This is a genomic window from Arthrobacter sp. NPDC058192, assembly GCF_042883665.1.
In the GTDB taxonomy this organism is placed as follows: domain Bacteria; phylum Actinomycetota; class Actinomycetes; order Actinomycetales; family Micrococcaceae; genus Arthrobacter.
In genome coordinates this window covers 120,943-147,292 of sequence record NZ_JBHVVJ010000008.1, presented here as the reverse complement: position 1 = coordinate 147,292, position 26,350 = coordinate 120,943, and the positions used below count along the sequence as shown (strand labels likewise).

The following is a 26,350-nucleotide window of genomic DNA, read 5'->3' as shown; positions in this document are numbered from 1 at the left end:
CGCCAAGGCCCGGAGCTATCAGCAACATAGCCTGCGTCCCCGTTCCGGACTCTTGACCGTTCCCCGATTCGGGGCAGATGCTGGTCCTTGTTCTGTCGCCATGCCCGAGGGAGACCAGCCATGTCCGTCAAGCCGCACTTTCCGCGCAGGTTCCGTTGGCTCCCGGCGCTGGCCGCCGCCGTCGTGCTGATGCTCCAGGCCGTCCCGGCCGAAGCAGCCGCGACGGACGTTGGCAATGACGTTTCCTGGCCCCAGTGCGGCAAAACCCTGCCCAAGGGGCAGGCTTTTGGAATCGTTGGAGTCAACAAGGGCACGGCGAATACAACGAATCCGTGCCTCGCCACGCAGCTGTCATGGGCGGGGTCCTCGACGGGTACCGCGGGCCAGCCCAAGGTTGCCCTCTACGTCAACACCGCAAACCCCGGAATGGCCGGCAGCTGGTGGCCGAGCAGCAACACGTACGCCGGGACCGCCGTCTTCAACCCCTACGGCCAATGCACAGCGAACTCGGCCGGCGCCGCCTGCTCCTACATGTACGGGTGGGCCAAGGCCTACGACGACGCCAACATCCGGGGCATCAGCAATCCGTCCGCCTACGACTGGTGGCTCGACGTGGAAACCGGTAACACCTGGTCCGGCGACAAGGAAGCCAACCGGGCAGACCTGGAGGGGATGGCTGCCTACTTCGCCAGCATCAACGCGACGACGGGCCTCTACTCCACCGCCACCCAGTGGTCGCAGATCGCCGGCACGGTTCCGGCGACCAGCCCGCTGTTCACGCTGCCCAGCTGGCTGGCCGGGGCAAGGACCCTGAGCGCGGCCAAGCGGAACTGCTCCAGCGCCGCACTCACGGGCGGCGGCGAGGTCACCGTGACCCAGTACGTCTCCGGCGGTTTCGACTACGACCATTCCTGCGTCTGACGCCGAAGCAGACCGGCCCAGACCGGCGGCCAGGGCCCACCGACCCATTGAAACTGTCGGTCCCCCGCCATAGTCTCGCTGTGTCCGCATCCTCGAGTTCCACCATCCACCGAATGCCGCCGCCGCAGGGGCTTGTCCCGGGCGCGGCGAAGAGAGCAGGAGCCTCATGCCTACCCCCGAATACTCCAACGGCGCACCGTGCTGGATCGACCTCATGACCTCGGACACCGAAAAAGCCAAATCGTTCTACGGCACCGTCTTCGGCTGGACCTTCCAGACCGGCGATGAAGAAAAATACGGCGGCTACATCACTGCGTGGAAGAACGGGAAGTCCGTCGCCGGCATCATGCAGAAGCAGGCCGACATGGCGGCGATGCCGGATGTGTGGAGCACCTACCTGCGCTCGGAGGACGCCGCCGCGACGGCCCAGGCTGCGACCGAGCACGGCGGGCAGGTGTACATGGGGCCCATGGTGGTGCCGGAGCAGGGCAGCATGGCCATGATCGCCGATGCCAGCGGCGCTGCCGTGGGCGTATGGCAGCCCGCCGAGATGAAGGGCTTTGAGCTCGCGGCCGAGGAGGGCGCCCCGGCCTGGCACGAGCTCCACACAAAGGACTACGCCGCCGCAGTCAAGTTTTATCAGGACGTGTTCGGCTGGGACACCGATGTCATGAGCGACACCCCGGAGTTCCGGTACACCACGCTCGGCGCCGGACGCGCCGCCAAGGCGGGGATCATGGACGCGTCCGGCTACCTGCCGGCCGGGGTGCCATCCCACTGGCAGGTCTATTTCGCCGTCAAGGACACGGATGCGACCATCTCCAACGCTGTACCCCTCGGCGCGCAGGTGATTGACGGGCCGGACGACACCCCCTTCGGCCGGATCGCCACCCTGACCGACCCGACGGGCGCGACGTTCAAAATCGTTGCGGACACCGGACAGGGACAGGCCACCGCGGACGCGTAGCCCGGCGCAGCCCATAATGCGGATCCCGGGAGCCCCGACTCCTGTTCCGCCACAATTACAAAATTTGTTGTAAGAAGTACCGGCCAGACCCTTCCCCAAGGGCTACTGGCCGGTATTCTGCTGTGGAGCGTCAGGGGGAGGCACCCCGGCACCGCTCACCTGCATCACCAGTCACCATTGCCCGGGGCTTTCGAGCCGCTCCGGGAAGGCTGCGGCACGTCTCGCTGGGGGACGTCCCGCCGAATGCACGTTTAGTCCATACGTTGTTCATTCACCCCTGTTTGGATGGGCCCGGCACGACTTGACCAGGAGTTCAGGCCGGCCACCGTCCGCTGCATCCGGCGGACACTCACTGCACCCTGCCCTTTACCCGGGGCACCCTAATGAGAGTTAGCGCGAATGAAACTAACACCCTGGAAAACAGCGCTGGGCACAGCACTGTCGGCGGCGCTCCTAGCGGCTCCGCTGGCGGCCGTGCCCGCCAACGCCGTGGAGGTCTCCCCGGCAGCAAACGGCGCCTCGCCGGTGGTCATCAACGAGGCGTACCTCAGCGGCGGCAGCTCCGGCGCGGCCTTCAAGAACAAGTTCGTCGAGCTCTACAACAGCTCCGAGGCGCCGGTCTCACTGGAAGGCTGGTCCCTCCAGTACCGCTCCGCCAGCGGCATGGGAGCGCCGAGTGCGGTCGCGGCCCTGAGTGGCAGCATCCCCGCCAAGGGCTTTTATCTGCTCCAGGGCGGCAGCAACGGCACCGCCGGCGCAGACCTGCCGGCCGCCGATGCCACCGCCACCGGATTCAACCCGGCTGGAGGCGGCGGCACGATCGTGCTGGCCAGGCAGGCCGCCGCGATCAACCCGCTGCCCATCGGCTCGGTCATCGAACCGGCCAACGTCGCCGACCTGCTCGGCTACGGCACGTCCAACACCTTTGAGACCCAGGCGGCCGCGGCGCCGTCGGGCAACACCGATGTCAAGAGCCTGAACCGCAGCAGCGGCGCGGACACGAACAACAATTCCGCGGACACCACGCTCAACGCCACCATCACACCGAAGACCGCCAACGGTGCGGCTCCCGGTCCGGTCCACCCGCCCGTCGACCCCGGTCCCGGCACGCCCCCGGCCACCAAGACCATCGCCGAGATCCAGGGCGACGGCGCCGCGAGTCCTCTCACGGGCACCACGGTGGTCACCCGAGGCAAGGTCACGGCGACGTTCCCCACGGGCGGTTTCGCGGGCTACTACATCCAGACCGCCGGCACAGGCGGCGATCTCACGCCGGCCAACCACACGGCGTCCGACGCTTTGTTCGTTTACTCGCCGTCCACGGTCGGCGACGTGCAGATCGGCGACTACGTCGAGACGACAGGCGCCGTCAGCGAATTCTTCGGCATGACCCAGCTGACAGTGGCCGCACCGGCGGATCTGAAGAAGCTCACCGAGGCCGCCCCGGAGGTCAAGGCCACCGGCTTCGCGCTCCCCGCGGACGAGGCCTTCCGTGAATCCCTCGAAGGCATGCTGCTCACCCCCCAGGGCCCGGTCAACGTGGCGGACAACTTCTCGCTGAACCAGTACGGCGAGATCGGCCTCGCCGGCGGCACCACCCCGCTGGCCCAGCCCACCGCCGTCGCGCCCTTCGGCTCCGCGGAATACACCGCGGCGGCCGCCGCCAACGCCGCCCGCGGCATCAAGCTCGACGACGGCGCCACCACCAACTTCCTCAAGGACGCCGCCGCCAAGGCGCAGCCGCTCCCGTACCTCACGGCGTCGGACCCGGTCCGCGTCGGTTCCCCGGTCACGTTCAAGACCAACGTGGTGCTCAGCTACGCCAACAGTGCCTGGAAGTTCCAGCCGCTAACCCAGCTCACCGCCGCGAACGCGGCTACCGTCCAGCCGGCAAGCTTCGGCGCCACCCGCGCGAATGCCCCGGCGGCCGTGGGCGGGAACCTGAAACTCGCCTCGTTCAACGTGCTCAACTATTTCCCCACCACCGGTGACCAGGTCGCCGGCTGCACGTTCTACCCGGACCGAGACGGCAACCCCATCACCGTCAAGGGCGGCTGCGACGTCCGCGGCGCGGCAAACGCGGAGAACTTCAAGCGGCAGCAGGAGAAGATCGTTGCCGCCATCTCCAAGTCCGGCGCCGACGTCGTCACCTTGATGGAGGTCGAGAACTCGGCCCAGTTCGGCAAGAACCGGGACGATGCCCTCGCCAAGCTGGTGGAGGCCCTCAACATCGCGACGCCCGGGATCTGGGATTACGTCCGCACCCCTGCGAACGCGCCCCCGCTGGCCGATGAGGACATGATCCGCACGGCCTTCATTTTCAAGAAGGCCGCGGCCGAGCCGCTCGGCGAGTCGATCATCCACAACGACACCGTTGCGTTCGCCAGCGCCCGCAAGCCAATGGCCCAGGTCTTCAAGCCGGTGGGTGCCTCCGATGACAAGAAGTTCATCGCGATCGCCAACCACTTCAAGTCCAAGGGCTCCGCTGCCACGCCGGAGGACACCGACAAGGGCCAGGGCGCCTCGAATCTCGCCCGCACCGCCCAGGCGCGGTCCCTGCTGGCGTTCTCCGACGAGCTGCAGAAGTCCAAGGGCACCGACAAGGTCTTCCTGATCGGTGACTTCAACTCCTACGCCAAGGAGGACCCCATCAACGTCCTCACCGGCGCCGGGTACGTCAACCAGGACGAAAAGGCGAAGAACGCGGACGGTTCCGCCAAGCACTCCTACCTCTTCGGCGGCCTGGTGGGTTCGCTGGACCACATCCTGGCCTCACCCGCAGCGAACGCCGCGGTCACCGGCGCCGACATCTGGAACATCAACTCGGTGGAATCCGTGGCGCTGGAGTACAGCCGCTACAACAACAACGTCACCGACTACTACGTTCCGGACCAGTTCCGGGCGAGCGACCACGATCCGGTGGTTGTGGGGCTGAACCTGCCCCTCACACCGGCCAGTGTGGAGCTGAATTTCCTGGGCATCAACGACTTCCACGGCCGCATCGACTCCAACACCGTGTTCTTCGCGGGGACCATCGAGAAGCTGCGTGACGCTGCCGCGCCGGGTGCCACGGCGTTCATTTCGGCGGGCGACAACATCGGCGCCTCGCTATTCGCCTCCGCGGTCGCCAAGGACCAGCCGACCATCGATGTCTTGAACGCACTTGAGCTACGCACCTCCGCAGTGGGCAACCACGAGTTCGACGGCGGCTGGGCGGACCTGCGCGACCGGGTCACCGCCGGCGGGACCAACGCCAAATTCCCGTACCTGGGTGCGAACGTCTACAAGAAGGGCACCACGGAACCGGTCCTGCCGGAGTACACGGTGCTCGACATGAACGGCGTCAAGGTCGCCGTGATCGGCACCGTCACGCAGGAAGTGCCCTCGCTGGTTACCCCTGCCGGCATCGCGGACCTTGAGTTCGGCGACCCCGTCGACGCCATCAACCGGGCCGCCGCGAAGATCAAGGCGGACAAGCTCGCCGACGTCATCATTGTGGAGAACCACGACGGCGCCGGTTCCGGTGCGCCCGAAGGCGCCACCCTGGAGCAGGAAGTCGCCGCCGGCGGCCCCTTCGCCAGAATGGTCCAGAAGGTCACTCCGGATGTCGCCGCGATCTTCAACGGCCACACCCACAAGCAGTACTCCTGGGACGCTCCCGTCCTGGATCCGGCCGGTCAGCCCACCGGCAAAACCCGCCCCGTGGTCCAGACCGGAAACTACGGCGAGTTCATCGGCCAGATCCAGCTGACCGTCGACACCAAGACCATGGCCGTGACCAGCTACAAGGCCGGCAACGTCCAGCGCACCACGAGTGCGGCCCAGCCCGAAGCCGATCTTGTGGCGAAGTACCCGCGGGTCGCCGCCGTCAAGACCATCGTGGACAAGGCCCTGGCCGACGCCGCAGTGGTCGGCAACCAGCCGGTCGGAAAAGTCACCGCCGACATCACGACGGCGTTCGCCGGATCCCCTGCTGTGCGCGATGACCGGGCCAGCGAGTCCACCCTCGGCAACCTTGTGGCGGACTCCCTCGTCGATTCGCTGAAGGCACCCGAACTCGGCGCCGCCGAGATCGGCGTCGTCAACCCGGGCGGCCTCCGCAACGAGCTCTACTACGCGCCGGACGGCACCATTACCTATGCCGAGGCCAACGCGGTGCTGCCGTTCGTGAACAACCTGTGGACCACGTCCCTGACCGGGGCGCAGTTCAAGACGCTGCTGGAGCAGCAGTGGCAGACCAACGCGGACGGCACGGTTCCCAGCCGCGCCTACCTGCAGCTGGGGTTGTCCAAGAACGTCAACTACACCTACGACGCCGCACGCGCCGCCGGTGACCGGGTCACCTCGATCCGGGTCAACGGTGCACTCATTGACCCGGCCAAGTCCTACCGGATCGGAACGTTCAGCTTCCTGGCCACCGGCGGAGACAACTTCCGCATCTTCACGCAGGGTGCCAACACCAAGGACACCGGGCTCGTGGACCGCGACGCGTGGATCACGTACCTGCGGACCCACAACCCCGTCTCACCCGACTTCGCACGCCGCTCCGTGGCGGTGGTGAACTCGACGGCCGCCGAGGTCAAGGGCGGGGATTCCATCACCCTGGCGGTTTCGAAGCTGGACCTCACCTCGCTGGGCAGCCCGGTGAACGCCTCGCTGCGCGCCGAGTTCACGGACGCCAACGGCACCGTCACAGCTCTCGGCACGGTCCCGGTTTCCGCCGGCACCGCCACCGTGGACGTGAAGGTTCCCGCAGGCGCCGCCGCCGGCACGGGCACCCTGGTGCTCACCGCCGTCGAATCCGGGACTGTGGTGAAAGCGGCTGTGTTGGTTGCGGCCAGCACGCCGGTTCCGCCGAAGTGCACCCCACCAGTCAAGCCGCACCGGCCCGCGGACGTCGTGGGCCAGGCGAACTACGGACAGGCCATGGCCGCCTACCGTAAGTGCCTGAAGGGCTGATTCCGCAGCCCGGGGTTTCCCGGGCCGGGTTCCCTGGGCCCGGGCTTCGTGGGCCCGGGTTCCGGGGTTTGGGTTCCCTGACCCAGGTTTCCTAGCCTGCACCAGTGGACATGCCCTCCCCCGGGCCGCAGCAATGGACATATGCACCAAGTGTCTATCGCTCGGCCCACGGGGAGGGCATGCCCATTTTTCACAGGCTCCACCCGCAGGGACCGGGCAGGACATGCCCGGTCCTCGGCTCACGAGTCGCTGGACATGTCCATTGCTGGCGTCACGCGTCAGGGACACGCACTCCCCAAGTCCGCGGCAATGGACATATGCGCCATATGTCCATTGCTCAGGCCGAGGGGAGGACATGCCGAATTTTCGTTCCACGAACCACAGGACATGTCCGTCCTTCGCGCGGCACGGAGGGCATGTCCATCCTGCGCGCGGGCAGGGAGGGCATGTCCGTCACTCGCGCGACAGGGAGCACATGTCCATCCTTGGCGCGCGGGCAGGGAGAGCATGTCCATCCTTCGCGGGCGCGGGCGGGCAGGTGCGCTCGTCAGTCGGCCAGGATGGCGCGGGCGATCTCGTCGGCGTCGCGGAGGGTGCGCTGGCCGCTGCGGTAGACGGGTCCTGACGTGGGCCGGGCCTCGGCGGCGATAGCGGTGCCCCATTGCGCGGCGGAGAGCTGGAGCCCGAGCACGTAGAGTCCCTCCGTCACGGACCCGTTGGCCCCGAGCGGCCGGTAGGGGTGCGGGACGACGTCCAGCCCGGAGGTCTGGACCGGGGTTCCCTCGACGCTCATCATGTGGCGCGGCCGCACGAGCCCCTCGGCCAGCAGTTGCTCCAGCAGGGGCGAGGAGTTGACGCCTACCCGGTTAGCCGGCGCGAGGGCCTCGATCATCGCCGTCGCGCACACGCCGCCCGTCAGGGCATTGGCCAGGGGGTCCGGCCCGCCGTCGGCGTCGTCCACGATGTCGACGCTGTCCTCAGGGCCGCCGTCCACCCAGGGCGACGTCGCCGTGAACGTCCCGGCCCGGCGGTCCACGCCAAACTTGGGGTCCGGGCCCACGAAGCGGACCACCCCGGCCCTGGCCAGCGCCGCGAGCTGGGCTGAGCGCAGGGCCGGCGGGCCGCTTGCAAGGCCTTCCACGAACGCTTCGAACCAGCCGCGAAGGCCCGCGACCCAGGATTCGTCCGTGATGCCGCTGTCCGCCACCGCGGTCTTCAGCACGGCCCGGCCGTGGTGCAGGGCACCGATCGCCATCTTCACGGGGTCGTCCTCGCCGAGGGCCGAGCGCCGAGCGTCGTCGAGCAGATAGTCGACGACGGCGGCGTCCAGTTCGGCCCGGGAGCCGAACGAGCGTCCGGCCAGGGGCGCGGCGAGGCCGAGCAGATCCAGACGCTGGGCGGCCCGGACGTGGACCGCCACCACGGATTCCGCGGCATTTTCCCAGTTTCCGGTGGAATGCGCGTGCGGCCGCAGGGACTCCTCAAGGGCTCGCAGGAACTCGGCCGGGCCGGTCAGGATGGCACCGGGCTGCGAGCGCGCGAGGGTCGAGTAGTAGGCCCAGAGCGCGTCCCGGTGCAGCAGTGGCCAGAGGTCGTGGTCGAAGGACGGCCGGATGCCGGCTTCGGCGAACTTGGCGGCCACGTCCTCGGTGCAGTACCGCAGCTTGACCCCGCCGGGGTAGTAGCCGCTTAGCGTCGCCTTGGCCCGGTAGGGGGTTCCGCGGCGGGACGCGGCGATGATCAGCGGTTCGCGGCCGGAGGGCAGGTAGGTCAGTTCCCCGCTATCCTCCGTGCCCACGAACCGGCCGCCGCGTCCTTCCGTCAGCTGTCCCATGACGTCAAAAAAGTTCAGGCCCATGCCGCGCACCAGGACCGGCCGGCCGGCCGGCACCTGGGTCCAGTCGACGTCCGCGGGCGCCGCCGGCGGCACATACAGGAGACCCAATTCCTCCGCAGCGGAAAGCAGCTCCCGCTGCTCGGCGTTCAACCGCGCGTCGAGATGGCCCAGGGCCAGGACCACGGAGTCGGCGGTGAGCGCCGTGCCGTCCTCGAGCACGACGTCAAACCGCGCCGGGGACGCGTCCGCCGGGTCACCGGACGCCGCGGGAGCGTGGCGGACGGACGTCGCCGTCGCCGCGTGGAAGTTCACGGTGACACCGGCCGGCAGCCGGGTCAGCAGCTCCTCCAGGGTGCACCGCAGATACCGTCCATACAGGGCCCGGCTGGGAAAGTCCGTCTGCCCAAGGCCGGAGATTTCGGTGCGTTCCTCGTCGGTCAGGGAAGGATGCGGCTGGCGTTGCTGGAGTTCACGCCACCGGTCAAATGTGTCCCCGGCCAGCGGCGCTTCGAGCTCCGGATCCTCAGGAACGATCGTCGGGTAAAAGGACTGTGTATTCATCAGGTACAGCCGCGACTGTCCAGGCTGCCAGACATGCCCGGGACCCGCGGGGTACGGGTCAATCACGTCAATGTGCAGGGTTCCGGCGGAACCGGCGGCGGCCCGGTTGGCCAGGAGCCGCTCCAGCACGCTCGTGCCCCGGGGACCGGCGCCTATCACTGCCGTCCGGATGCTTCGCGATGTAACCACGGCATCCAGCGTATCGGCAACCCGGCCGCGGATTGACCGCCGCTTGACTTGCCACTGCCGCACCGATGTCCTTGGATGGAAAAATGACCACCACAGAAGCTGTTCCCCCGTCCGCGCCCGGCCAAGCCGCCGGTACCGTCCCGGTTGCGGAGTCCACACCGGAACCCGTCGACGAGAACATCTGGCTGGAGGACATCTACGGCCACGAGCAGTTGGCCTGGGTCCGCGAGCAGAACGCCCGCACCGAAGAACTCCTCGAGGACGGCGAGTACACGGACCTGGAGGGCAGGATCCTGGAGGTCCTCGACTCCACCGACCGGATCCCCATGGTGGGCAAGCACGGCGAGTGGTACTACAACTTCTGGAAGGACCGTGAGAACCCGCGGGGCCTGTGGCGGCGGACCAGCTGGGACAGCTACCGCGCCGGGAGCCCCGCGTGGGACGTCCTCTTGGACGTCGACGCCCTCGCCGCCGCCGAGGGTCAGGACTGGGTCTTCCACGGCGCCAACTTCCTGCGCCCCGCCCCGGGAGAACCGCACCGGCGGGCCCTGCTGGCGTTCTCCCCCGACGGCGGGGACGCGAACCGCTACCGCGAGTTCGACGTCGAGGCCCGCGGCTTCGTGGACCCGGCCGACGGCGGCTTCGACCTTCCGACCGGCAAAGGCAACGCCTCCTGGCTGGACGGGGGTACGCTGCTGGTCGCCACCACCGCCGACGGCCTGCCTAAGACCACGTCGTCCTACGCCAGGACCGGGGTGAAGCTGCGCCGGGGCGAATCGCTGGCGCAGGCCGAGAAACTGTTCGACATCCCCGAGGACCACATGATGGCGATCGTGGCGCACGACTCCACCCCTGGCTTCGAACGCACGTTCGCGCTGGACTGGATCAGCTTCTTCGAGAAGACCACCTCCGTGCTGCGGGACGGCGAGTGGGTGCAGATCGATGTGCCCGCAGACGTGAACCTGAGCTCGCACCGCGACTGGCTGCTGTTCCGCCCGCAGCGCGACTGGACCGTCAACGGCACCACGCACCCGGCGGGTTCGCTGCTTGCCGCCGGGTTCGAGGACTTCCTGGCCGGCGGCCGCGATCTGGCCGTGCTTTTCACGCCCGACCCGCACACCTCCCTGCAGTCCTGGAGCTGGACGCGGGACTTCCTGCTGCTGAACCTGCTCCGCGACGTGTCCTCCGAAATCCACGTCCTGGATCCGCGCAGCCCGGGCACGGACTCGGCCTGGGCCGTCACCGTGCTGGACGCCTGCCCGCCCCTGCACGACGTCAACGCCTTCGCAGTGGACGATGAAGATGACGCCGAAGGTTCGGACGACGACGGCACCGGCGGCACGGCCGCCGTCTCCGAAGGCGAGGCGCCCGGCGCAGGGAACGACTTCTGGCTCGTCGCCACGGGGTTCACGACGCCCACGACCCTGACCCGGGGAACGCTCACCCGCGAGAGCGCCCCCGGGACAGCCGCCCCCGGGACTGCCGCCAGCGTCGCCAGCACGCACGAGGTGATCCGGACGTCGCCGTCGTTCTTCAACGAGGCGGACTACGAGGTGCAGCAGCACTTCGCCGTGTCCAAGGACGGCACCAGGGTTCCCTACTTCCAGGTCGGCGCTAAGGACCTGGTCCTGGACGGGCAGAACCCGACCCAGCTCTCCGGCTACGGCGGTTTCGAGATCTCCCGGACCCCGGCTTACAGCGGCGCGATCGGCCGGGCGTGGCTGGAGCGGCGCACCGAAGAGTCGGCCAGCGCCGCAGGAGAGGCCCCGCACCGCCGCGGCGGCGTCTACGTGGTGGCAAACATCCGCGGCGGCGGTGAATACGGGCCGTCCTGGCACCGCGCCGCGCTGCAGGGCAATCGGCACCGCGCCTATGAGGACTTCGCCGCCGTCGCCAAAGACCTGATCTCCCGCGGCGTCACCTCCCGAGAGCGGCTCGGCTGCGTGGGCGGCTCCAACGGCGGGCTGCTGGTGGGCAACATGCTCACGCAGTACCCGGAACTGTTTGGCGCCGTCTCCTGCGGGGTTCCTCTGCTGGACATGCGCCGGTACACCAAACTGTCCGCCGGCTACTCGTGGATCGGCGAATACGGCGACCCGGACGACCCCAAGCAGTGGGAGTTCATCAAGACGTTCTCCCCGTATCACCTGCTCAAGGACGGCGTGGACTACCCGGAGACATTCATCTGGACCGCGACGTCCGATGACCGCGTCGGCCCGGTGCAGGCCCGGAAGATGGCGGCCCGCATGCAGGCCATGGGCATTCCCAACGTCTGGTTCCACGAGGCGCTCGAGGGCGGACACGCGGGCGCCTCAGACAACCGGCAGGCTGCCGCCCTGCAAGGCCGCAGCCAGCATTTTCTCTGGCGCGCCCTGGCCGGCCGGGAAGCGTAGTCGGCCGTTTTGCACTGCGTGGCACCTTCTGCGTATCCTTGGTTGGCTAGTTAATAGCAATTGGAGACGTGCCAGAGCGGCCGAATGGGCTTCACTGCTAATGAAGTGTGGGGCACAACTCCACCGGGGGTTCAAATCCCCCCGTCTCCGCGTTTGGCCCCGGTCCTCGGACCGGGGCCTTTTGCGTTCCCGGCCGGACTGCGTCTTCCCCTTCGGGCGGCTTCCCCGTCAGGGGCGATAAGGTCCGGTGACCGGACGTCCCGCGCCGCCGGCGGCCGCGGATGGCAGGATAAGCCCATGGCAAGCAATACGGATTTTGACGCGATCATCGTCGGCGGCGGCCACAACGGCCTCGCTGCGGCAGCGTACCTGGCCAAGGCCGGGCGCGACGTTCTGGTCCTCGAAAAGCTGGAGCACCCCGGCGGGGCAGCGGTCTCCGCGCACGCGTTCGACGGCGTCGACGCCCGCCTCTCGCGCTATTCGTACCTCGTCAGCCTCCTGCCGCAGCAGGTCATCGACGACCTCGGCCTGCGCATCACGCTGGCCCGGCGGCGCTATTCCTCCTACACCCCCGACCCCACGGACGGCAGCCGCGCCCTGCTCGTGGACAACGGGAACGAGGCCGCCACCGCCGCGTCCTTCACCGCCGTCGGCACTCCCGACGGCGACTTCGACGCCTTCACCATGTTCTACGCCGCCTGCCGGCAGCTCACGGAGGCCCTCTGGCCCACGCTGACCGAGCCGCTGCTGCCGCGGTCCGATGCGCGGTCCCTCGCCGCCCGGGCCGGCGCCGCCGAGGCGTGGGCGGCCATGATCGAGCATCCCATCGGGCACACCATCAGCAAGGAGCTGCAAAGCGACCTGGTCCGCGGCGTGGTCCTGACGGACGCGCTGATCGGGACCTTCGCCCGGGCCGATGATGAGGACCTGCAGCAGAACATCTGCTTCCTCTACCACCTGATCGGCGGCGGGACCGGCGACTGGGACGTGCCGGTCGGCGGCATGGGCGCGGTGTCCGGCGAACTGGAGCGGGCCGCCCGCGACGCCGGCGCAACCATTTTGACCTCGGCGGACGTCACGGCGGTCCTGCCGGGCGGAGCGGTGGGCTACCGCCATGACGGCCGGGACCACACGGCAACCGCGCGGTGGGTCCTGTCCAACGTGGCGCCGGCTGTGCTGGACGGGCTGCGGGGCCGGACCGCTCCAGACAAGGACAACCCGAACCACCGGCGGGAGGGCGCGCAGGTCAAGGTCAACCTCCTGCTCGAACGGCTCCCCCGGCTGCTGGACAGATCCGTTGACCCGGAGGCGGCCTTCGGCGGGACGTTCCACATCAACGAAACCTGGTCCCAGCTCGACGCCGCGTACCTCAGTGCCGCCGCAGGATCGGTACCGTCGCCGCTGCCGTGCGAAATCTACTGCCACTCGCTGACCGACCCCAGCATCCTGTCCCCGGAGCTGCAGGCAGCCGGCGCGCAGACGCTGACGGTCTTTGGGCTGCACGTCCCGGACCGGCTGGTCACGGCGGAGAACAACGCGGACCGCCGGGCCGAACTGCAGGCCGCTGTCCTGGCATCCCTGAATTCCGTCCTGGCCGAACCCATCGAGGACCTGCTCCTGACCGGCCCGGACGGGCGCCCCTGCATCGAAACCAAGACCACCTTGGACATCGAACGCGCCCTCGGCATGCCCCGCGGCAACATCTTCCACGGCGGCCTCGACTGGCCCTTCGTGGAAGACGGCGACCCGCTGGACACCCCGGCGCGCCGCTGGGGCGTGGCAACGGACGATCCACAGATCCTGCTGTGCGGCTCCGGCGCCCGCCGCGGCGGCGCCGTCAGCGCGATCGGCGGACACAACGCCGCCATGGCCGTGCTGGAATCCGAACTGACGCCTGGACATGGTTGAACCGGAACGCGGGGACACCCAGATGAGAGTGTCCGCCGGCGGCGCCGTCCCGGACGCGGACGGCTGGAGCCCGCGCCTGGCCCTGCTGGTGGCCGCTACGTTCTTCATGGAATTCCTCGACGGAACCGTCCTGACCACTGCCATTCCCAGTATCGCCGCCGATTTCTCCGTGCCGGCCGCCGACGTCAACATCACCATGACCGCCTACCTCATGACGGTGGCGATGGGCATCCCGCTCAGCAGCTGGCTGGCCGAACGGCTCGGTGCCCGACGGGTGTTCTGCCTGGCCATCGCCGTCTTCACCGCGGCATCACTGCTTTGCGCGGTCAGCCACGACCTCACCATGCTGACCCTGAGCCGGGTCCTGCAGGGCGCCGGCGGGGCCATGATGGTACCGGTGGGCACCCTGGTGGTGCTCCGCGGCACGCCGAAGAAGGACCTGCTTCGGGCCACGGCCTTCCTGGTGTGGCCCGGGCTGCTGGCCCCGGTCCTGGCGCCGCTGGTGGGCGGCGCACTGACCACCTACCTGTCCTGGCACTGGATCTTCCTGGTCAACCTCCCGCTAGGCCTGGCCGCATTCCTCGCCGCCCTGCGCCTCGTCCCGGCGGTCGCCGGCGATGGCAAACGGCGCCTTGACTGGCTGGGGCTGGCCCTGACAACGCTCGGGGTGGGCTCGCTGCTGGTCGGCCTGGAGCTCATGGGCGGGCGCGACGCCGGCATCGCGGCCGCCGTGGGGATCGTGGCTGGCCTGCTGTTCCTGACCGCCGCCGTGGCTTGGATGCGGCGCTCCGGCACGCCGCTGTTCAAGCTGTCCGTGTTCGGCGCACGGACCTTCCGCGCGACAGCCACTGGCGGCTTTGTGTACCGCCTGACCATCAGCGCCGTGCCGTTCCTGCTGCCGCTGATGTTCCAGACCGGCTTCGGATGGGACCCGCTGCGCGCCGGGGCGATGGTGTCCGCGGTGTTCGTGGGGAATATCGGCATTAAGCCCGCGACGACGCCGCTCATCAGGCGTTTCGGGTTCAAGCCCGTCCTGGTGTTTGCATCGCTGGCTTCCGCAGCCACGTTTGCTTTGTGTGCGCTCCTGAACGCCGGCACCCCGGAGGCCCTGATCATCACCGTGCTGGTGGCCAGCGGGGCGTTCCGGTCCATCGGCTTCTCGGCGTACGCGTCCGTCCAGTACGCCGACGTCGTCCCGGCCCAGCTGCCGTCGGCGAACGCCGTCTCCGCCACGCTCGTGCAGCTCGCCACCGCGGCAGGGATCGCCGTGGGTGCCCTCCTGCTGCGGGTCTTCGGGGGCAGCGGCAACTGGGCCGCCGCGGCGGCCGACCCGGCAGCGCCCTACCGGGCCGCTTTCGTGGCCATCGCCGTCCTGATGCTCCTGAGCACCGTGGACAGCCTGGCCCTCCCCCGGCACGCGGGTGCCGAGGTCAGCCGGCCTGGCCCAGCACCAGCGGCAGAACGGCGCCGGCGCCGGCGAGCCTGAGAGCACGCCCGGAGACGGTCAGGGTCCAGCGGCTGTCCACGAGGTCGTCGATGAGCATCACGCTCTGACCGCGGATTCCGGCCAGCGCCTGCTCCAACTCGGGCCCTACCACCAGGCGGTCCCAGACTCCGGCGAGCCGGTAGGCACTGTTGCCGCCCCGACCTCCGGTGGGGCCGCCGTGGTGGAGCTGGAGCTGGCCCAGGTACGGGATGCGGCCGATCTCGGAGATCCCGCGGGCCAGGGACTCCACCAAGGCGGGCTTCCCGCGGGACGGCAGGCTGATGATCGCGGCGGGTCGTCCGGCGCCGCTCCAGCCTGGAGTCCGCGCGTCTCCCGTGCCCCATTCCCGGAGCACCTGGACGCAGGCCTGCAGCATGCCGGGGTCCACTCTCCGGTCCGGCGCGCCGGCGGCGAAGGCCTCGCGCAGGGCACCGCCCCAGCCAAGATCCGTGAGGCGGGCCAGGACCCGGCCGTCCGCGAGGGCTTCATCCGGCTTGATCTTGCCCTTCACGGGCACTCCGAGGCGGTCCATGCCGGTGGGCCACTGCAGCCGCGGTTCCAGGACGACGCCGGCCCGGCGCAGAGTTTGCCCCGCGGCTTCGGTGGCGGCGTCGGCGATGTCGGCAGGGAACCAGCGGCCCGCGCAGTTGTCGCAGCGGCCGCAGGCGCGCGCCGTTTCGTCGTCCAGCACCGAGGTGATGTATTCGATCCGGCAGCCGGCGGTGTCCTGGTAGATGACCATGGAATCCTGTTCATCCACCCGGGCCTCGGCGATCCTGCTATACCGTTCGGCGTCGTAGCTCCAGGGCTGCCCGGTGGACCGCCAGCCGCCGCCGACGCGTTCGACGGCGCCGTCCACGGCCAGCACTTTCAGCAGCAGCTCCAGCGGGGTCCGGCGCAGGTCCACCCGGGCCTCGAGGGCCACCGTGGACACCGCCGTACCGGCCTCGGCCAGGGCGGTCAGGACGCCGGCGGCTTTTTCCTCGGACGGCATGGACGCGGTGGCAAAGTACTGCCAGATGTCCCGGTCCTCCGAGCCGGGCAACAGCAGGACGTCAGCGTTCGCCGCGCCGCGGCCGGCGCGGCCCACCTGCTGGTAATACGCCACAGGCGAGGACGGCGCGCCAAGGTGCACCACGAAGCCGAGGTCCGGCTTATCGAAACCCATCCCGAGGGCGGACGTGGCCACGAGGGCCTTGACCTGGTTGTCCTTGAGGAGCTGTTCGGCGCGTTCCCGGTCCGCGGGGTCAGTGCGGCCGGTGTAGGCCAGCACCTCGTGGCCGGCTTCGGCCAGCAGCCGGGCGGTGTCCTCCGCCGCGGACACCGTCAGCGTGTAGATGATGCCGCTGCCCTGCAGGTCCTGCAGGTGGGTGAGCAGCCAGCCCAGCCGTTCGCGGGAGTCCGGCAGGGTCAGCACACCCAGCCGGAGCGATTCCCGTCCCAGTGCGCCGCGGATGGTCAGCACGTCCTTGCCGAGCTGTTCCTCGATGTCATGCACCACCCGGGAGTTGGCCGTGGCCGTGGTGGCGAGCACCGGGACCGTGTCCGGCAGCTGGGTGATGAGGTCCGCGATGCGCCGGTAGTCGGGGCGGAAGTCGTGGCCCCAGTCCGAGATGCAGTGGGCCTCGTCAATCACCAGAAGCCCGGTCCGGCGGACGAGCTCGGGGAGCTGGTTTTCCCGGAAGGACGGGTTGGTGAGGCGTTCGGGCGAGACCAGCAGCACGTCCACTTCATCTGCGGCGAGCTGCCCGCGGACGGTGTCCCATTCCAGCTGGTTCGCCGAGTTGATCGCAACCGCGCGCACGCCGGCCCGGGCCGCGGCGGCCACCTGGTCGCGCATCAGCGCCAGCAGCGGGGACACGATCAGTGTGGGGCCGGCGCCGCGGCGGCGCAGCAGCAGGGAGGCAACGAAGTACACGGCCGACTTCCCCCAGCCGGTGCGCTGCACCACCAGGGCCCGCCGGCCTCCGTCGACCAGTGCCTCAATGGCCTCGAACTGGCCGTCGTGGAACTGGGCATCCGGGTGTCCCACCAGCTCCCGCAGTACATCCTGGGCCTGATCCCGGGTCGAGGAGGCAGCGGTGGAGACGGCGCTGCCGGAAACGGTGGTGCTGGAAAGGGCGTTCTGGTTACTGGCCATTGCTTCAGTATCCCAGCCACCTCCGACGCCCGCGCAGCCGGGGCCCCGCTATGTGCACAATCCCACGGTGCGGGCAACACCCGGCCGCACCAACAGAACCAACGCAACAGAACCAATGCAAGGGAGCCAATGCAAGGGAGGCCGGTGCAACAGAACCTGAGCGCCACAGTGCCGCAACGTAAGATAAGACCCGTGACTACGGACAAAACAAAGACTTTTGACCTCTCGGCCGCGTTCAAGGCCTATGACGTGCGGGGGATCGTGGGCGAATCCATTACCCCGGAGATCGTCGAAGCCGTCGGTGCTGCCTTCGTTGACGTCCTGGACCTGGCGGGGCAGACCGTCCTGGTGGGCGGCGACATGCGCCCCTCCTCCCCCGAGTTCGCCAAAGCCTTTGCCAACGGCGCCGCGGCGCGCGGCGCCGCCGTCCAGCTGCTGGACCTGATCTCCACCGACGAGCTGTACTACGCGTGTGGCGCCCTCAACGCGGCCGGCGCCACGTTTACGGCCAGCCACAACCCGGCCGAATACAACGGCATCAAGATGGCCAAGGCCGGGGCCGTGCCGATCTCATCCGAAACCGGGCTGAAGGAAATCCAGGCCCGCGCCGAGGAGTACCTCAACGCCGGCACCATCCCCGCTGCCGGCACCCGCGGCCTGGTGGGCGTGCACGACGTCCTTAAGGGTTACGCCGAGTACCTGCGCAGCCTGGTGGACCTGCGCGGTTCACGGCCGCTGAAGGTGGTGGTGGATGCCGGCAACGGAATGGCCGGCCTTACCACTCCGGCCGTGCTGGGCGATGCACTGCTGCCCAAGCTGCCCCTGGAGATCGTGCCGCTGTACTTCGAGCTGGACGGCTCGTTCCCGAACCACCCGGCCAACCCGCTGGAGCCGGAGAACCTGCGCGACCTGCAGGCGGCCGTCGTCGAGCACGGCGCGGACATCGGACTGGCCTTCGACGGCGACGCTGACCGCTGCTTCGTGATCGACGAAAAGGGCGAGCCCGTCTCGCCGTCGGCCATCACCGGCATGGTGGCCCGCCGCGAAATCGCCCGCGCCCGGGGCCTCGGCGAAGACACACCCACCATCATCCACAACCTGCTCACCTCCCGCGCCGTTCCGGAGCTCGTGGAACGCCACGGAGGCCGGGCCGTCCGCACACGGGTGGGGCACTCCTTCATCAAGGCGGACATGGCTGCGGAAGGAGCCGTCTTCGGCGGGGAGCACTCGGCGCACTTCTACTTCCGCGACTTCTGGAACGCCGACACCGGCATGCTGGCAGCCATGCACGTCCTGGCCGCGCTGGGCGAGCAGGACGGCCCGCTGTCCGAACTCGGCCGCGAATACGAGCCCTACCGGTCCTCTGGAGAGATCAACTCCGAAATCGAGGACAAAGCCGGCGCAGTCGAGCGCGTCCGCCGGGACTTCGAGGACGACGACGTCGAGATCGACCGCCTCGACGGCAGCACCTTCATTGCCCTCGACGGCAGCTACTGGTTCAATCTGCGCCCGTCCAACACCGAGCCGTTCCTGCGCCTCAACGTCGAAGCAACTGACGCCGCAACCATGGAACGCGTCCGCGACCGTGTGCTGGCCCTGGTCCGGGGCTAGCCGTGGCCGCCAGTCCTGACGAGACCTCAAACACTGTTTCCTGGCGCGATTCCGTGCCGGAGGCCAGTGCAGCGGACCTGGAGAACCTGCTGGGCACCGGCGTCGGTGCCGCGCAGGAGCAACTGGAGCGCAACGGCGGTTTCCTGCCCTTCGCCCTGGTGGTGCAGAACGACGACGAAGTCCGGCTGGTCGCCGTGACCCCGGCGGACCCGGCGGACGGATCGGACGGCCACTTCGACGCGGACACCATGATCCGGGACCTCCACGAACTGCTCCGGCAGCACCGGGACGAGTTCCGGGCCGCCGCCGTCGTCTGCGACATCACGCTGCTTGAGGAGAACTCGGACGCCATTCACGTGGCGGCCGAGCACCAGGACGGGTCCCTGTTCGCCGCGGTCCTGCCCTACGCCCCGAACGCCGCGACGCGCGAACTCGATTTCGGCCAGCTCGCGGCCGATACCAACGAACCCGCCGTATGGGTGGACTAGACCGTCCGTAAGCTGGGGATATGAAGATCAATGCCTTCGCTGATGTGAGCCTGCGCGCCATGATGGTGCTCGCAGCCGCTCCCGACGGCGGGCTCCTGACCACGCAGAGTGTTGCCGACGCCGTCGGCACGCCGTACAACCACGTCAGCAAGGCGATGGCGAAGCTGCGCGAACTGGGCATGATCGACGTCGGCCGCGGCCGCAACGGCGGTTCCCGGCTCAGCAGCGCCGGGCGGAACGCCACAGTCGGCCAACTGCTGCGCCAGCTCGACACCCGCCAGGACCCGGCCGACTGCGTCGCTGCGGCCGGGACCTGCCCGCTGATAGCCGAATGCCGTCTCCGGGCCGCGCTGGGCCGGGCTCGCGAGGCTTTCTATGCCGAACTCGACGGGATCGTGATCGCCTCACTGCCTACGGCCCGGCAGATGGCCCCCGTTTTCCAGGCCATCGGGCTGCGCCCCGGGTCTTTAGGCCCTCCGGCCGAGGGGGCCGAAAGCCGCGTGACACGCCCGGGAAACGCCGAATTTGCATCCCATTTCTACGGCATGTAGAACTGAGCTATAAATAGTGGCATTTCAAATGACAGTATTTAGATCGCGGTCCGGCTGAAGACCCCGGGCCACTACCTCAGGAGTCAACATGCTCTCGGACAAGTCCTTCCCCGTCATCGAGGCCACCCTGCCGCTGGTCGGTTCCCGGATCGGGGAGATCACCTCCAAGTTCTACGCCCGACTCTTCGCGGCGCACCCGGAACTGCTGGACGGCCTCTTCAGCCGCTCGAACCAGCGCAACGGCAACCAGCAGCAGGCCCTGGCCGGAAGCATCGCCGCTTTCGCCACCCACCTCGTGACCAACCCGGGCACGCTGCCCGAGACCGTGCTCGCCCGGATCGCGCACCGCCACGCTTCCCTCGGCATCACCGAACCGCAGTACCAGGTGGTCTACGAGCACCTCTTCGCCGCCATCGCCGACGATCTTGCCCTGGTCATCACCCCGGAAATCGCCGAAGCCTGGACCGAGGTCTACTGGCTCATGGCGGACGCGCTGATCAAGCTCGAGAAGGGCCTCTACGCCGCCCAGGCCAACGGCAAGATGTGGACACCCTGGAAGGTGGCCGCCAAGACTCCGGCCGGCACCGGCTCTATGACCTTCACCCTGGAACCGGCCGACGACACTCCCATCACCGCGGCGCTGCCCGGCCAGTACGTCAGCGTCAAGGTCGCCCTGCCAGACGGCCTGCGCCAGGTCCGCCAGTACTCCCTCTCCGGCGACGCCGGCACCAGCCGCAGCTTCACCACCAAGCTCGACGACGGCGGCGAGGTCTCCCCCGTGCTGCACAACGACGTGGCTGTGGGCGACATCATCGACATCTCCAACCCCTACGGCGAAATCACGCTCAAAGAGGGCGACGGCCCCGTGGTCCTGGCCTCAGCCGGCATCGGCTGCACCCCCACGGCATCCATCCTGCGCTCCCTCGCCGAATCCGGTTCCGACCGCCAGGTCCTGGTCCTGCACGCGGAAAGCACCCTGGACAGCTGGGCCCTGCGCTCCCAGATGACGGACGACGTCGAACGCCTCGACGGCGCCGACCTCCAGCTCTGGCTCGAGCAGCCGGAAGCCGGGTCCAAGTCCGGCTTCATGTCCCTGCGCGAGGTGGACCTTCCCGCCAACGCATCGCTGTACCTGTGCGGTCCGCTGCCGTTCATGAAGAACATCCGCAACGAGGCCATCAACGCCGGCATCCCGGCCACGAAGATCCACTACGAGGTCTTTGGCCCGGACATCTGGCTGGCCAGCTAAGGCGCCACCGCCTCCACAACAGCCGGGGCCGCACCTTTTCGAAAAGGGTGCGGCCCCGCCGTCGTTGTGCCAGGCCGGCCTTCAGGCCGGAATCACCAGATCCGGGTGCACCGAGCCGGAAAGCCACTGGCGCACCATTGCATTGAAGAGGCTCTCGTCCTCGACGTTCCAGACGTGGTGCATCCCCGGCGCCAGCCGGAAGTGCGCATTCGACAGTTTCCCGCGCAGCAGTCCGAAGGACTTCGCCACCACACCCGGCTCCTTCTGGCCGGCAACGGCCAGGACGCGGCCGCCGTACCGCCCGAGGCCCTCCGGCAGGGACCCGGCATACACCTGGGCCAGCATCCGCTGGGCGTTGGCGCGCCGGACCGACAGTCCGTGCCGCACATACAGCTCGACCGAATCCGGCGGCAGCCGGAATGCCCGGGCCTGCGCCCGCCAGAACCATTCCCGCTCCCAAAACGCGATTTGGAGCGCGGACAGCGCCCGGGGCAGCCCGCCAACCCTGGACACGACGGCGCCGCTGACCAGCAGCGAGGAGGCAAGTTCCGGATGCCGGGCCGCGACCTGCAGCGCCACCACGGCGCCCAGCGAAAGGCCCACCAGGTGCACCGGCCCAGCCTCGGCGTTCTTGGCAACAAAGGCTGCGACGTCGTCCGCTGTCGCCTCCAGTGTTGCCCACTGCTCCTCCGCGCGCGCTCCGAAGCCGGGGAGGTTGGGAGTGAGGACGTGAAAGTCGGGCAAGGCGCGGACCTGTGATTCCCACATCCAGTTGGCCACGTTCCCGCCGTGCAGGAACACCACCGTGCCGGTGCCGCTTTCCGCCGTTTCGAATTCCTCCCGCGTCTCCGGCCGGTCGGCCCGCGGGTGGATCTCCGGATAGCTGTCCGGCGCCTGGGCGTCGGCAGCGGCTTCGGGGCGCTGGTTCATGCGAGTTCTCCTTCGATTTCCTGCAGCCACTCGAGTTCGGCCTGGGCATGGCGGATGCCGTTGCGCAGGGTGGCCACCCGGAAGTACCGCGGGTCCCCGACCGGCGCCGCTCGCTGGCCCGCCAGCTGCTCCTGCAGCCCCGCCAGGTATTGCGTCGCCGCGTCCCGGCGCGCGGCCAGGAGCTTCCTGGCGTCGGCGTCCTTGAGCTGGGAAGCAAAGAACACCCGGCCCAGGAAGGCGTTGCGTTCGGCATCCGGTTGTGGGGCCGACGTCAGCCACTCGGCGAGTGCCTCGTGCCCGGCGTCGGTGATGCGGTGCACCTGCCGGGCCGGGTACCCGGCCTGCTCCACCGTCTCGACGGCGGCGAAACCGTCCCGGACCAGCGACTCAAGGGTGCGGTAGATCTGGGCCTTGTCCGCATTCCAGAAGTGGCTGATGGTGGCGTCGAAGTGCTTTTTGAGGTCGTAGCCGGTCATGGGGGCCAGACTGAGCAGGCCCAGGATGAGACGTGCGAGGATCATGAACAGAGTATGACACATCAACTAGTCGATATGTCTACTATCCCTGGTGGTGCTCCGCTACCTCATCAGCCCGCGGACGGCACTCCGGTAATTGCATGGCCGAAGCGCAGGAGGTTGCCCGGGTCGTAACTGGCCTTCGCGGCCCGCATCCGTTCGTAGACGGCGGGTGACCACGCCCTGGCCCGGTCAGCCTCGTCCCCCGGCATGCCATGGAAATTGACCAGCGTAAATCCGGTGGAATGCGGGGCCATCGCCGTCAGGATGGAACGGATGGAGGCCATCGACGCCTCGGCTACGGGCGGCATGTTGAGCCCAACAAGGAACAACAGGAAAGCGGCATCCCGTCCTGACACGGCGTCTGCCAGCGCACCGCCCCGGGCCAGCGCCCCGCCGAGCGGGCGGATTTCGACCAGAAGCAGCGGACAGTCCGAGCCCTCGCCGGCAAGCTCGAGCAGATCTGCCACGGTCTCTTCGCCGAAATCCTTCAGGAGCGCCCCGCCGTCCGCGAAGGGGAGCGGGTCCGCCGGATCCATGTGGATCTGGTCCACTTCCAGGTAGTTCATCGGGCCGGCTGTGTCCATCAATGGTGTGGAGACCGCACGCATCGGGGCAAGCAGCGCGTCGCCGTCCTCGCGGCTCCCCATATAGGCAAAGCGCAGATGCACCACGAACTGGGCCCGGAGCGGCGGGGGAACGAAGTCCATATCCGGAAGGCGCAGCAAGGCGATCGACGGGGAGGCGTCGTCAGGGAGTGTGGGAAGCCACTCCCGGAACGCCGCCAGGATGAGGTCCGCGTCCGCCCCCGGATAGATGATTCCGCCGCCGTAGAAATCACCCAGCGGGAAGAGACTGAACTCAAGTGCGGTGACGATGCCGAAATTGCCCTTGCCCCCGCACATCAGCGTGAACAGTTCGGCCTCGCTCTCGGCGTCGATCCGGCGCAGCGCACCGTCGGCGGTTACGAGCTCCATGCTGCGGACGTGCTCCGCCGCGAACCCGTGGGCGCGGCCCAGCACGGGAAGCCCTCCGCCCACCGTGTACCCGACCACGCCGACGTCGGTGCTCGAGCCATGCAGGGCGATCAGCCCCTGGGGCACTGTCGCTTCGAGGACGCTGCGCCACTTGACGCCGGCCCCCACCCTGGCCGTCCGTTCGATGGGATCGATCTGCAGCTCCTGCAGCCGCCGCGTGGTGATGAGCAGGCCGCCGTCGACCGCGGATTCCGCGCCGTGGCCGGTGGACTGGACGGACACCGGAAGCTGGCGCTCGGCAGCCCACTTCACCCCCGCGGCGACGTCCTGCGCGTCTGCGGCGCCCAGGACGACGTCGGGGCGGTGGACCGTGGCGACGTTGAACGCGAACGTTTCTTCGGCGAATCCGGGGCTATCCGGCACTGCCACGATGCCGCTGACGGCCGCGGACAGGGCATGGACGTCGTCGTTGACCAGCATGGTGAACTCCTGAGCTCCCGCTTTGAACGGGCACGTCGGGGGCACGGCTGCAGACGCTTGGAATGCCCCCAGCACCCTCTCCAGTCGGCGGACGGGCCCGGCTGATGAATGCGGACAAGCCTAGGGACAGGCGGCTATGCGGCCTAGGGACCAAAGTCCCCCCCACTTACGGGGACGGCGGCTTAAAGAGAGACGGCGGCGCCGCACCTGGGAAGGGTGCGGCGCCGCCGTTTTGCTCTGCGGGTGAGTTAGCTGAGCCGGGCCTTCAGGCTGTCCAGCTCGGCCTGCAGCGCCTCGGGCAGTGAGCTGCCGAAGTTGGCGAACCATTCCTCGATGGAAGCCAGTTCGGTGGCCCACTCGGCCGGGTCAACCCGGACGGCCTCTTCAACCTGGGCGGGGGTCATGTCCAGGCCCTTGAGGTCGATCGCGTCAGCGGTGGGGACAAACCCGATGGGGGTCTCGACGGCGTCGGCCTTGCCCTCGAGGCGTTCGATGGCCCACTTCAGGACACGGGAGTTGTCGCCGAATCCGGGCCAGGCGAAGCCGCCCGCGGAATTGCGGCGGAACCAGTTGACCAGGAAGATCTTGGGCAAACGCTCAGGGTTGGCCTTGGCGGACAGGTTGACCCAGTGGTTCAGGTAATCGCCCGCGTCGTAGCCGATGAAGGGCAGCATGGCCATCGGATCACGGCGGACAACGCCGACTGCGCCGGCCGCCGCGGCCGTGGTCTCGGACGACAGAGTGGAGCCCATGAAGATGCCGTTGGCCCAGCTGCGTGCCTCGGTGACCAGCGGGATGGTCGTCTTGCGGCGGCCGCCGAACAGGATGGCGGACAGCTCCACGCCGTCCGGGTTGTAGTACTCCTCGGCCAGCATGTCGATCTGGTCGATCGGCGTGCAGAACCGGGAGTTCGGGTGGGCAGCGGGCTTGTCCGAGTCCGGAGTCCAGGAGTTGCCCTGCCAGTCGGTCAGGTGTGCGGGCACTTCCTCGGTCATGCCCTCCCACCACACGCCGCCGTCGTCGGTCAGCGCCACGTTGGTGAAGATGCTGTTGCCCTTGGCGATGGCACGCATTGCGTTGGGGTTGGTGCCCCAGCCCGTGCCCGGTGCCACGCCGAAGAGTCCAGCCTCGGGGTTGACGGCGCGGAGCTCGCCTTCCTTGCCGAACCGCATCCAGGTGATGTCGTCACCCAGGGTCTCGACCTTCCAGCCCTCGATGGTGGGATCGAGCAGCGCAAGGTTGGTCTTGCCGCAGGCGGACGGGAAGGCGGCCGAAACGTAGTACTTCTTCTGCTCCGGTGAGGTCAGCTTCAGAATGAGCATGTGCTCGGCAAGCCAGCCTTCGTCGTGGGCCATCACCGAGGCGATGCGCAGGGCGAAGCACTTCTTGCCCAGCAGGGCGTTGCCACCGTAGCCGGAGCCGAATGACCAGATGGAGCGTTCCTCCGGGAAGTGCACGATCCACTTGTCCGGGTTGCAGGGCCAGGCGACGTCGGCCTGGCCGGGCCGCAGCGGCGCGCCGACGGAGTGCAGGGCCGGGACGAAGAACGCGTTGGTGGCGGTGATCTTATCCAGAACCTTGGTGCCGATGGTGGCCATGATGCGCATGGAGGCGACAACGTAGGCGCTGTCCGTGATCTCCACGCCGAACTTGGGATCCTCGGCGTCGAGGTGGCCCATCACGAAGGGGATGACGTACATGGTGCGGCCGCGCATGGAGCCGGCGAACAGGCCGCGCAGCTTTTCCTTCATCTGCGCCGGGGCCATCCAGTTGTTGGTGAAGCCTGCATCATGTTCCTTCTCGGAGCAGATGAAGGTCTGCTCCTCGACGCGGGCCACGTCGGCGGGATCAGAGAACGCGGCAAAGGAGTGGGGGAAAAGCTCCTCGTTCAGCGGGGTGAGAGTCCCGGCGGCAACCAGCTCGTCAGTGAGCCGCTTGCGCTCCTCTTCCGAACCATCCACCCAGTAGATCCGGTCCGGCTGAGTCAGTTCAGCCACCTCTTCGACCCAGGCCAGCAGGCCGGCATGTGTGGTGGGTGCTTTTTCAAGCAACGGCAGTCGGGCCAGATCTCCCATTACGGTTCCCTTCCTCGGGTTCGTGGTGTGTCCTAAATGCTAGGGCTCGGCGCGGATCCGCTTTCGGGGCCGGAGGTGGGATGACTTGGGCGCGCGAAATGAAAAACCGCGGA

16 protein-coding genes and 1 tRNA gene are annotated in these 26,350 nt (G+C 68.5%); 11 read left to right on the top strand and 6 right to left on the bottom strand.

Features of this window, described 5'->3' with window-relative positions; all coding sequences use genetic code 11:
- Positions 1-120 precede the first annotated feature (120 nt).
- From ACFVVK_RS10245 to ACFVVK_RS10235, 3 genes are all read left to right on the top strand, one after another.
- Positions 121-921: a hypothetical protein gene (locus ACFVVK_RS10245; RefSeq protein ID WP_390266309.1), complete on the top strand. Its 801-nt coding sequence runs from the start codon at positions 121-123 to the stop codon at positions 919-921.
- 166 nt (positions 922-1,087) lie between these two features.
- The gene (locus tag ACFVVK_RS10240) at positions 1,088-1,888 is read left to right on the top strand and encodes a VOC family protein (RefSeq protein ID WP_390266308.1); all 801 of its coding nucleotides are present in this window, start codon (positions 1,088-1,090) and stop codon (positions 1,886-1,888) included.
- A 399-nt stretch (positions 1,889-2,287) separates the two neighbouring features.
- Positions 2,288-6,847 carry an ExeM/NucH family extracellular endonuclease gene (locus ACFVVK_RS10235; protein ID WP_390266307.1) on the top strand — a complete coding sequence of 1,520 codons (4,560 nt, stop codon included), beginning with the start codon at positions 2,288-2,290 and terminating at the stop codon, positions 6,845-6,847.
- Between the two features lie 547 nt (positions 6,848-7,394).
- Here ACFVVK_RS10235 and ACFVVK_RS10230 read toward each other — a convergent pair.
- Positions 7,395-9,434: an FAD/NAD(P)-binding protein gene (locus ACFVVK_RS10230; RefSeq protein ID WP_390266306.1), complete on the bottom strand. Its 2,040-nt coding sequence runs from the start codon at positions 9,432-9,434 to the stop codon at positions 7,395-7,397.
- 83 nt (positions 9,435-9,517) lie between these two features.
- Here ACFVVK_RS10230 and ACFVVK_RS10225 point away from each other — a divergent pair, with 83 nt between their 5' ends.
- The 4 genes from ACFVVK_RS10225 to ACFVVK_RS10210 all read left to right on the top strand — a co-directional run bounded on the left by ACFVVK_RS10225 (position 9,518) and on the right by ACFVVK_RS10210 (position 15,221).
- Positions 9,518-11,827, top strand: a complete 2,310-nt coding sequence (locus tag ACFVVK_RS10225; protein ID WP_390266305.1) for a prolyl oligopeptidase family protein — start codon at positions 9,518-9,520, stop codon at positions 11,825-11,827.
- Between the two features lie 62 nt (positions 11,828-11,889).
- Positions 11,890-11,977 (top strand) — tRNA-Ser (locus ACFVVK_RS10220).
- A 147-nt stretch (positions 11,978-12,124) separates the two neighbouring features.
- Positions 12,125-13,735 carry a phytoene desaturase family protein gene (locus tag ACFVVK_RS10215; RefSeq protein WP_390266304.1) on the top strand — a complete coding sequence of 537 codons (1,611 nt, stop codon included), beginning with the start codon at positions 12,125-12,127 and terminating at the stop codon, positions 13,733-13,735.
- A 22-nt stretch (positions 13,736-13,757) separates the two neighbouring features.
- On the top strand, positions 13,758-15,221 hold the full coding sequence (locus tag ACFVVK_RS10210; protein ID WP_390266353.1) for an MFS transporter: 1,464 nt from the start codon (positions 13,758-13,760) through the stop codon (positions 15,219-15,221).
- On the opposite strand, the gene ACFVVK_RS10205 is transcribed toward ACFVVK_RS10210, so the two are convergent.
- Positions 15,166-17,361, bottom strand: coding sequence for a RecQ family ATP-dependent DNA helicase (locus tag ACFVVK_RS10205; protein ID WP_390266303.1), 2,196 nt, complete (start codon positions 17,359-17,361; stop codon positions 15,166-15,168). The genes ACFVVK_RS10210 and ACFVVK_RS10205 overlap by 56 nt on opposite strands.
- A gap of 192 nt (positions 17,362-17,553) precedes the next feature.
- Here ACFVVK_RS10205 and ACFVVK_RS10200 point away from each other — a divergent pair, with 192 nt between their 5' ends.
- From ACFVVK_RS10200 to ACFVVK_RS10185, 4 genes are all read left to right on the top strand, one after another.
- Positions 17,554-18,972: a phosphomannomutase/phosphoglucomutase gene (locus ACFVVK_RS10200; protein WP_390266302.1), complete on the top strand. Its 1,419-nt coding sequence runs from the start codon at positions 17,554-17,556 to the stop codon at positions 18,970-18,972.
- Positions 18,973-18,974: 2 nt separating this feature from the next.
- Positions 18,975-19,460, top strand: coding sequence for a hypothetical protein (locus tag ACFVVK_RS10195; protein ID WP_390266301.1), 486 nt, complete (start codon positions 18,975-18,977; stop codon positions 19,458-19,460).
- A gap of 20 nt (positions 19,461-19,480) precedes the next feature.
- Positions 19,481-20,011 carry an RrF2 family transcriptional regulator gene (locus ACFVVK_RS10190; protein ID WP_390266300.1) on the top strand — a complete coding sequence of 177 codons (531 nt, stop codon included), beginning with the start codon at positions 19,481-19,483 and terminating at the stop codon, positions 20,009-20,011.
- 88 nt (positions 20,012-20,099) lie between these two features.
- The gene (locus tag ACFVVK_RS10185; RefSeq protein WP_390266299.1) at positions 20,100-21,260 is read left to right on the top strand and encodes a globin domain-containing protein; all 1,161 of its coding nucleotides are present in this window, start codon (positions 20,100-20,102) and stop codon (positions 21,258-21,260) included.
- Between the two features lie 81 nt (positions 21,261-21,341).
- On the opposite strand, the gene ACFVVK_RS10180 is transcribed toward ACFVVK_RS10185, so the two are convergent.
- From ACFVVK_RS10180 to ACFVVK_RS10165, 4 genes are all read right to left on the bottom strand, one after another.
- Entirely contained in the window at positions 21,342-22,190 is an 849-nt protein-coding gene (locus ACFVVK_RS10180; protein ID WP_390266298.1) for an alpha/beta fold hydrolase, read from the bottom strand.
- Positions 22,187-22,711: a PadR family transcriptional regulator gene (locus tag ACFVVK_RS10175; RefSeq protein ID WP_390266297.1), complete on the bottom strand. Its 525-nt coding sequence runs from the start codon at positions 22,709-22,711 to the stop codon at positions 22,187-22,189. Before ACFVVK_RS10175 ends, ACFVVK_RS10180 begins: the two co-directional genes overlap by 4 nt.
- Positions 22,712-22,776: 65 nt before the next feature.
- Positions 22,777-24,162, bottom strand: a complete 1,386-nt coding sequence (locus ACFVVK_RS10170; protein WP_390266296.1) for an FAD-binding oxidoreductase — start codon at positions 24,160-24,162, stop codon at positions 22,777-22,779.
- A 248-nt stretch (positions 24,163-24,410) separates the two neighbouring features.
- Positions 24,411-26,237 carry a phosphoenolpyruvate carboxykinase (GTP) gene (locus ACFVVK_RS10165; protein WP_390266295.1) on the bottom strand — a complete coding sequence of 609 codons (1,827 nt, stop codon included), beginning with the start codon at positions 26,235-26,237 and terminating at the stop codon, positions 24,411-24,413.
- Between the last annotated feature and the right edge of the window lie 113 nt (positions 26,238-26,350).

Bases quoted from the DNA above. Each gene is read 5' to 3' on its own strand.
- ACFVVK_RS10165 (WP_390266295.1), bottom strand. From the start codon at position 26,237: ATGGGAGATCTGGCCCGACTGCCGTTGCTTGAAAAAGCACCCACCACA.
- ACFVVK_RS10175 (WP_390266297.1), bottom strand. From the start codon at position 22,711: ATGATCCTCGCACGTCTCATCCTGGGCCTGCTCAGTCTGGCCCCCATG.
- ACFVVK_RS10190 (WP_390266300.1), top strand. From the start codon at position 19,481: ATGAAGATCAATGCCTTCGCTGATGTGAGCCTGCGCGCCATGATGGTG.
- ACFVVK_RS10185 (WP_390266299.1), top strand. From the start codon at position 20,100: ATGCTCTCGGACAAGTCCTTCCCCGTCATCGAGGCCACCCTGCCGCTG.
- ACFVVK_RS10170 (WP_390266296.1), bottom strand. From the start codon at position 24,162: ATGCTGGTCAACGACGACGTCCATGCCCTGTCCGCGGCCGTCAGCGGC.
- ACFVVK_RS10245 (WP_390266309.1), top strand. From the start codon at position 121: ATGTCCGTCAAGCCGCACTTTCCGCGCAGGTTCCGTTGGCTCCCGGCG.
- ACFVVK_RS10240 (WP_390266308.1), top strand. From the start codon at position 1,088: ATGCCTACCCCCGAATACTCCAACGGCGCACCGTGCTGGATCGACCTC.
- ACFVVK_RS10180 (WP_390266298.1), bottom strand. From the start codon at position 22,190: ATGAACCAGCGCCCCGAAGCCGCTGCCGACGCCCAGGCGCCGGACAGC.
- ACFVVK_RS10205 (WP_390266303.1), bottom strand. From the start codon at position 17,361: ATGGCCAGTAACCAGAACGCCCTTTCCAGCACCACCGTTTCCGGCAGC.
- ACFVVK_RS10225 (WP_390266305.1), top strand. From the start codon at position 9,518: ATGACCACCACAGAAGCTGTTCCCCCGTCCGCGCCCGGCCAAGCCGCC.
- ACFVVK_RS10215 (WP_390266304.1), top strand. From the start codon at position 12,125: ATGGCAAGCAATACGGATTTTGACGCGATCATCGTCGGCGGCGGCCAC.
- ACFVVK_RS10210 (WP_390266353.1), top strand. From the start codon at position 13,758: ATGAGAGTGTCCGCCGGCGGCGCCGTCCCGGACGCGGACGGCTGGAGC.
- ACFVVK_RS10235 (WP_390266307.1), top strand. From the start codon at position 2,288: ATGAAACTAACACCCTGGAAAACAGCGCTGGGCACAGCACTGTCGGCG.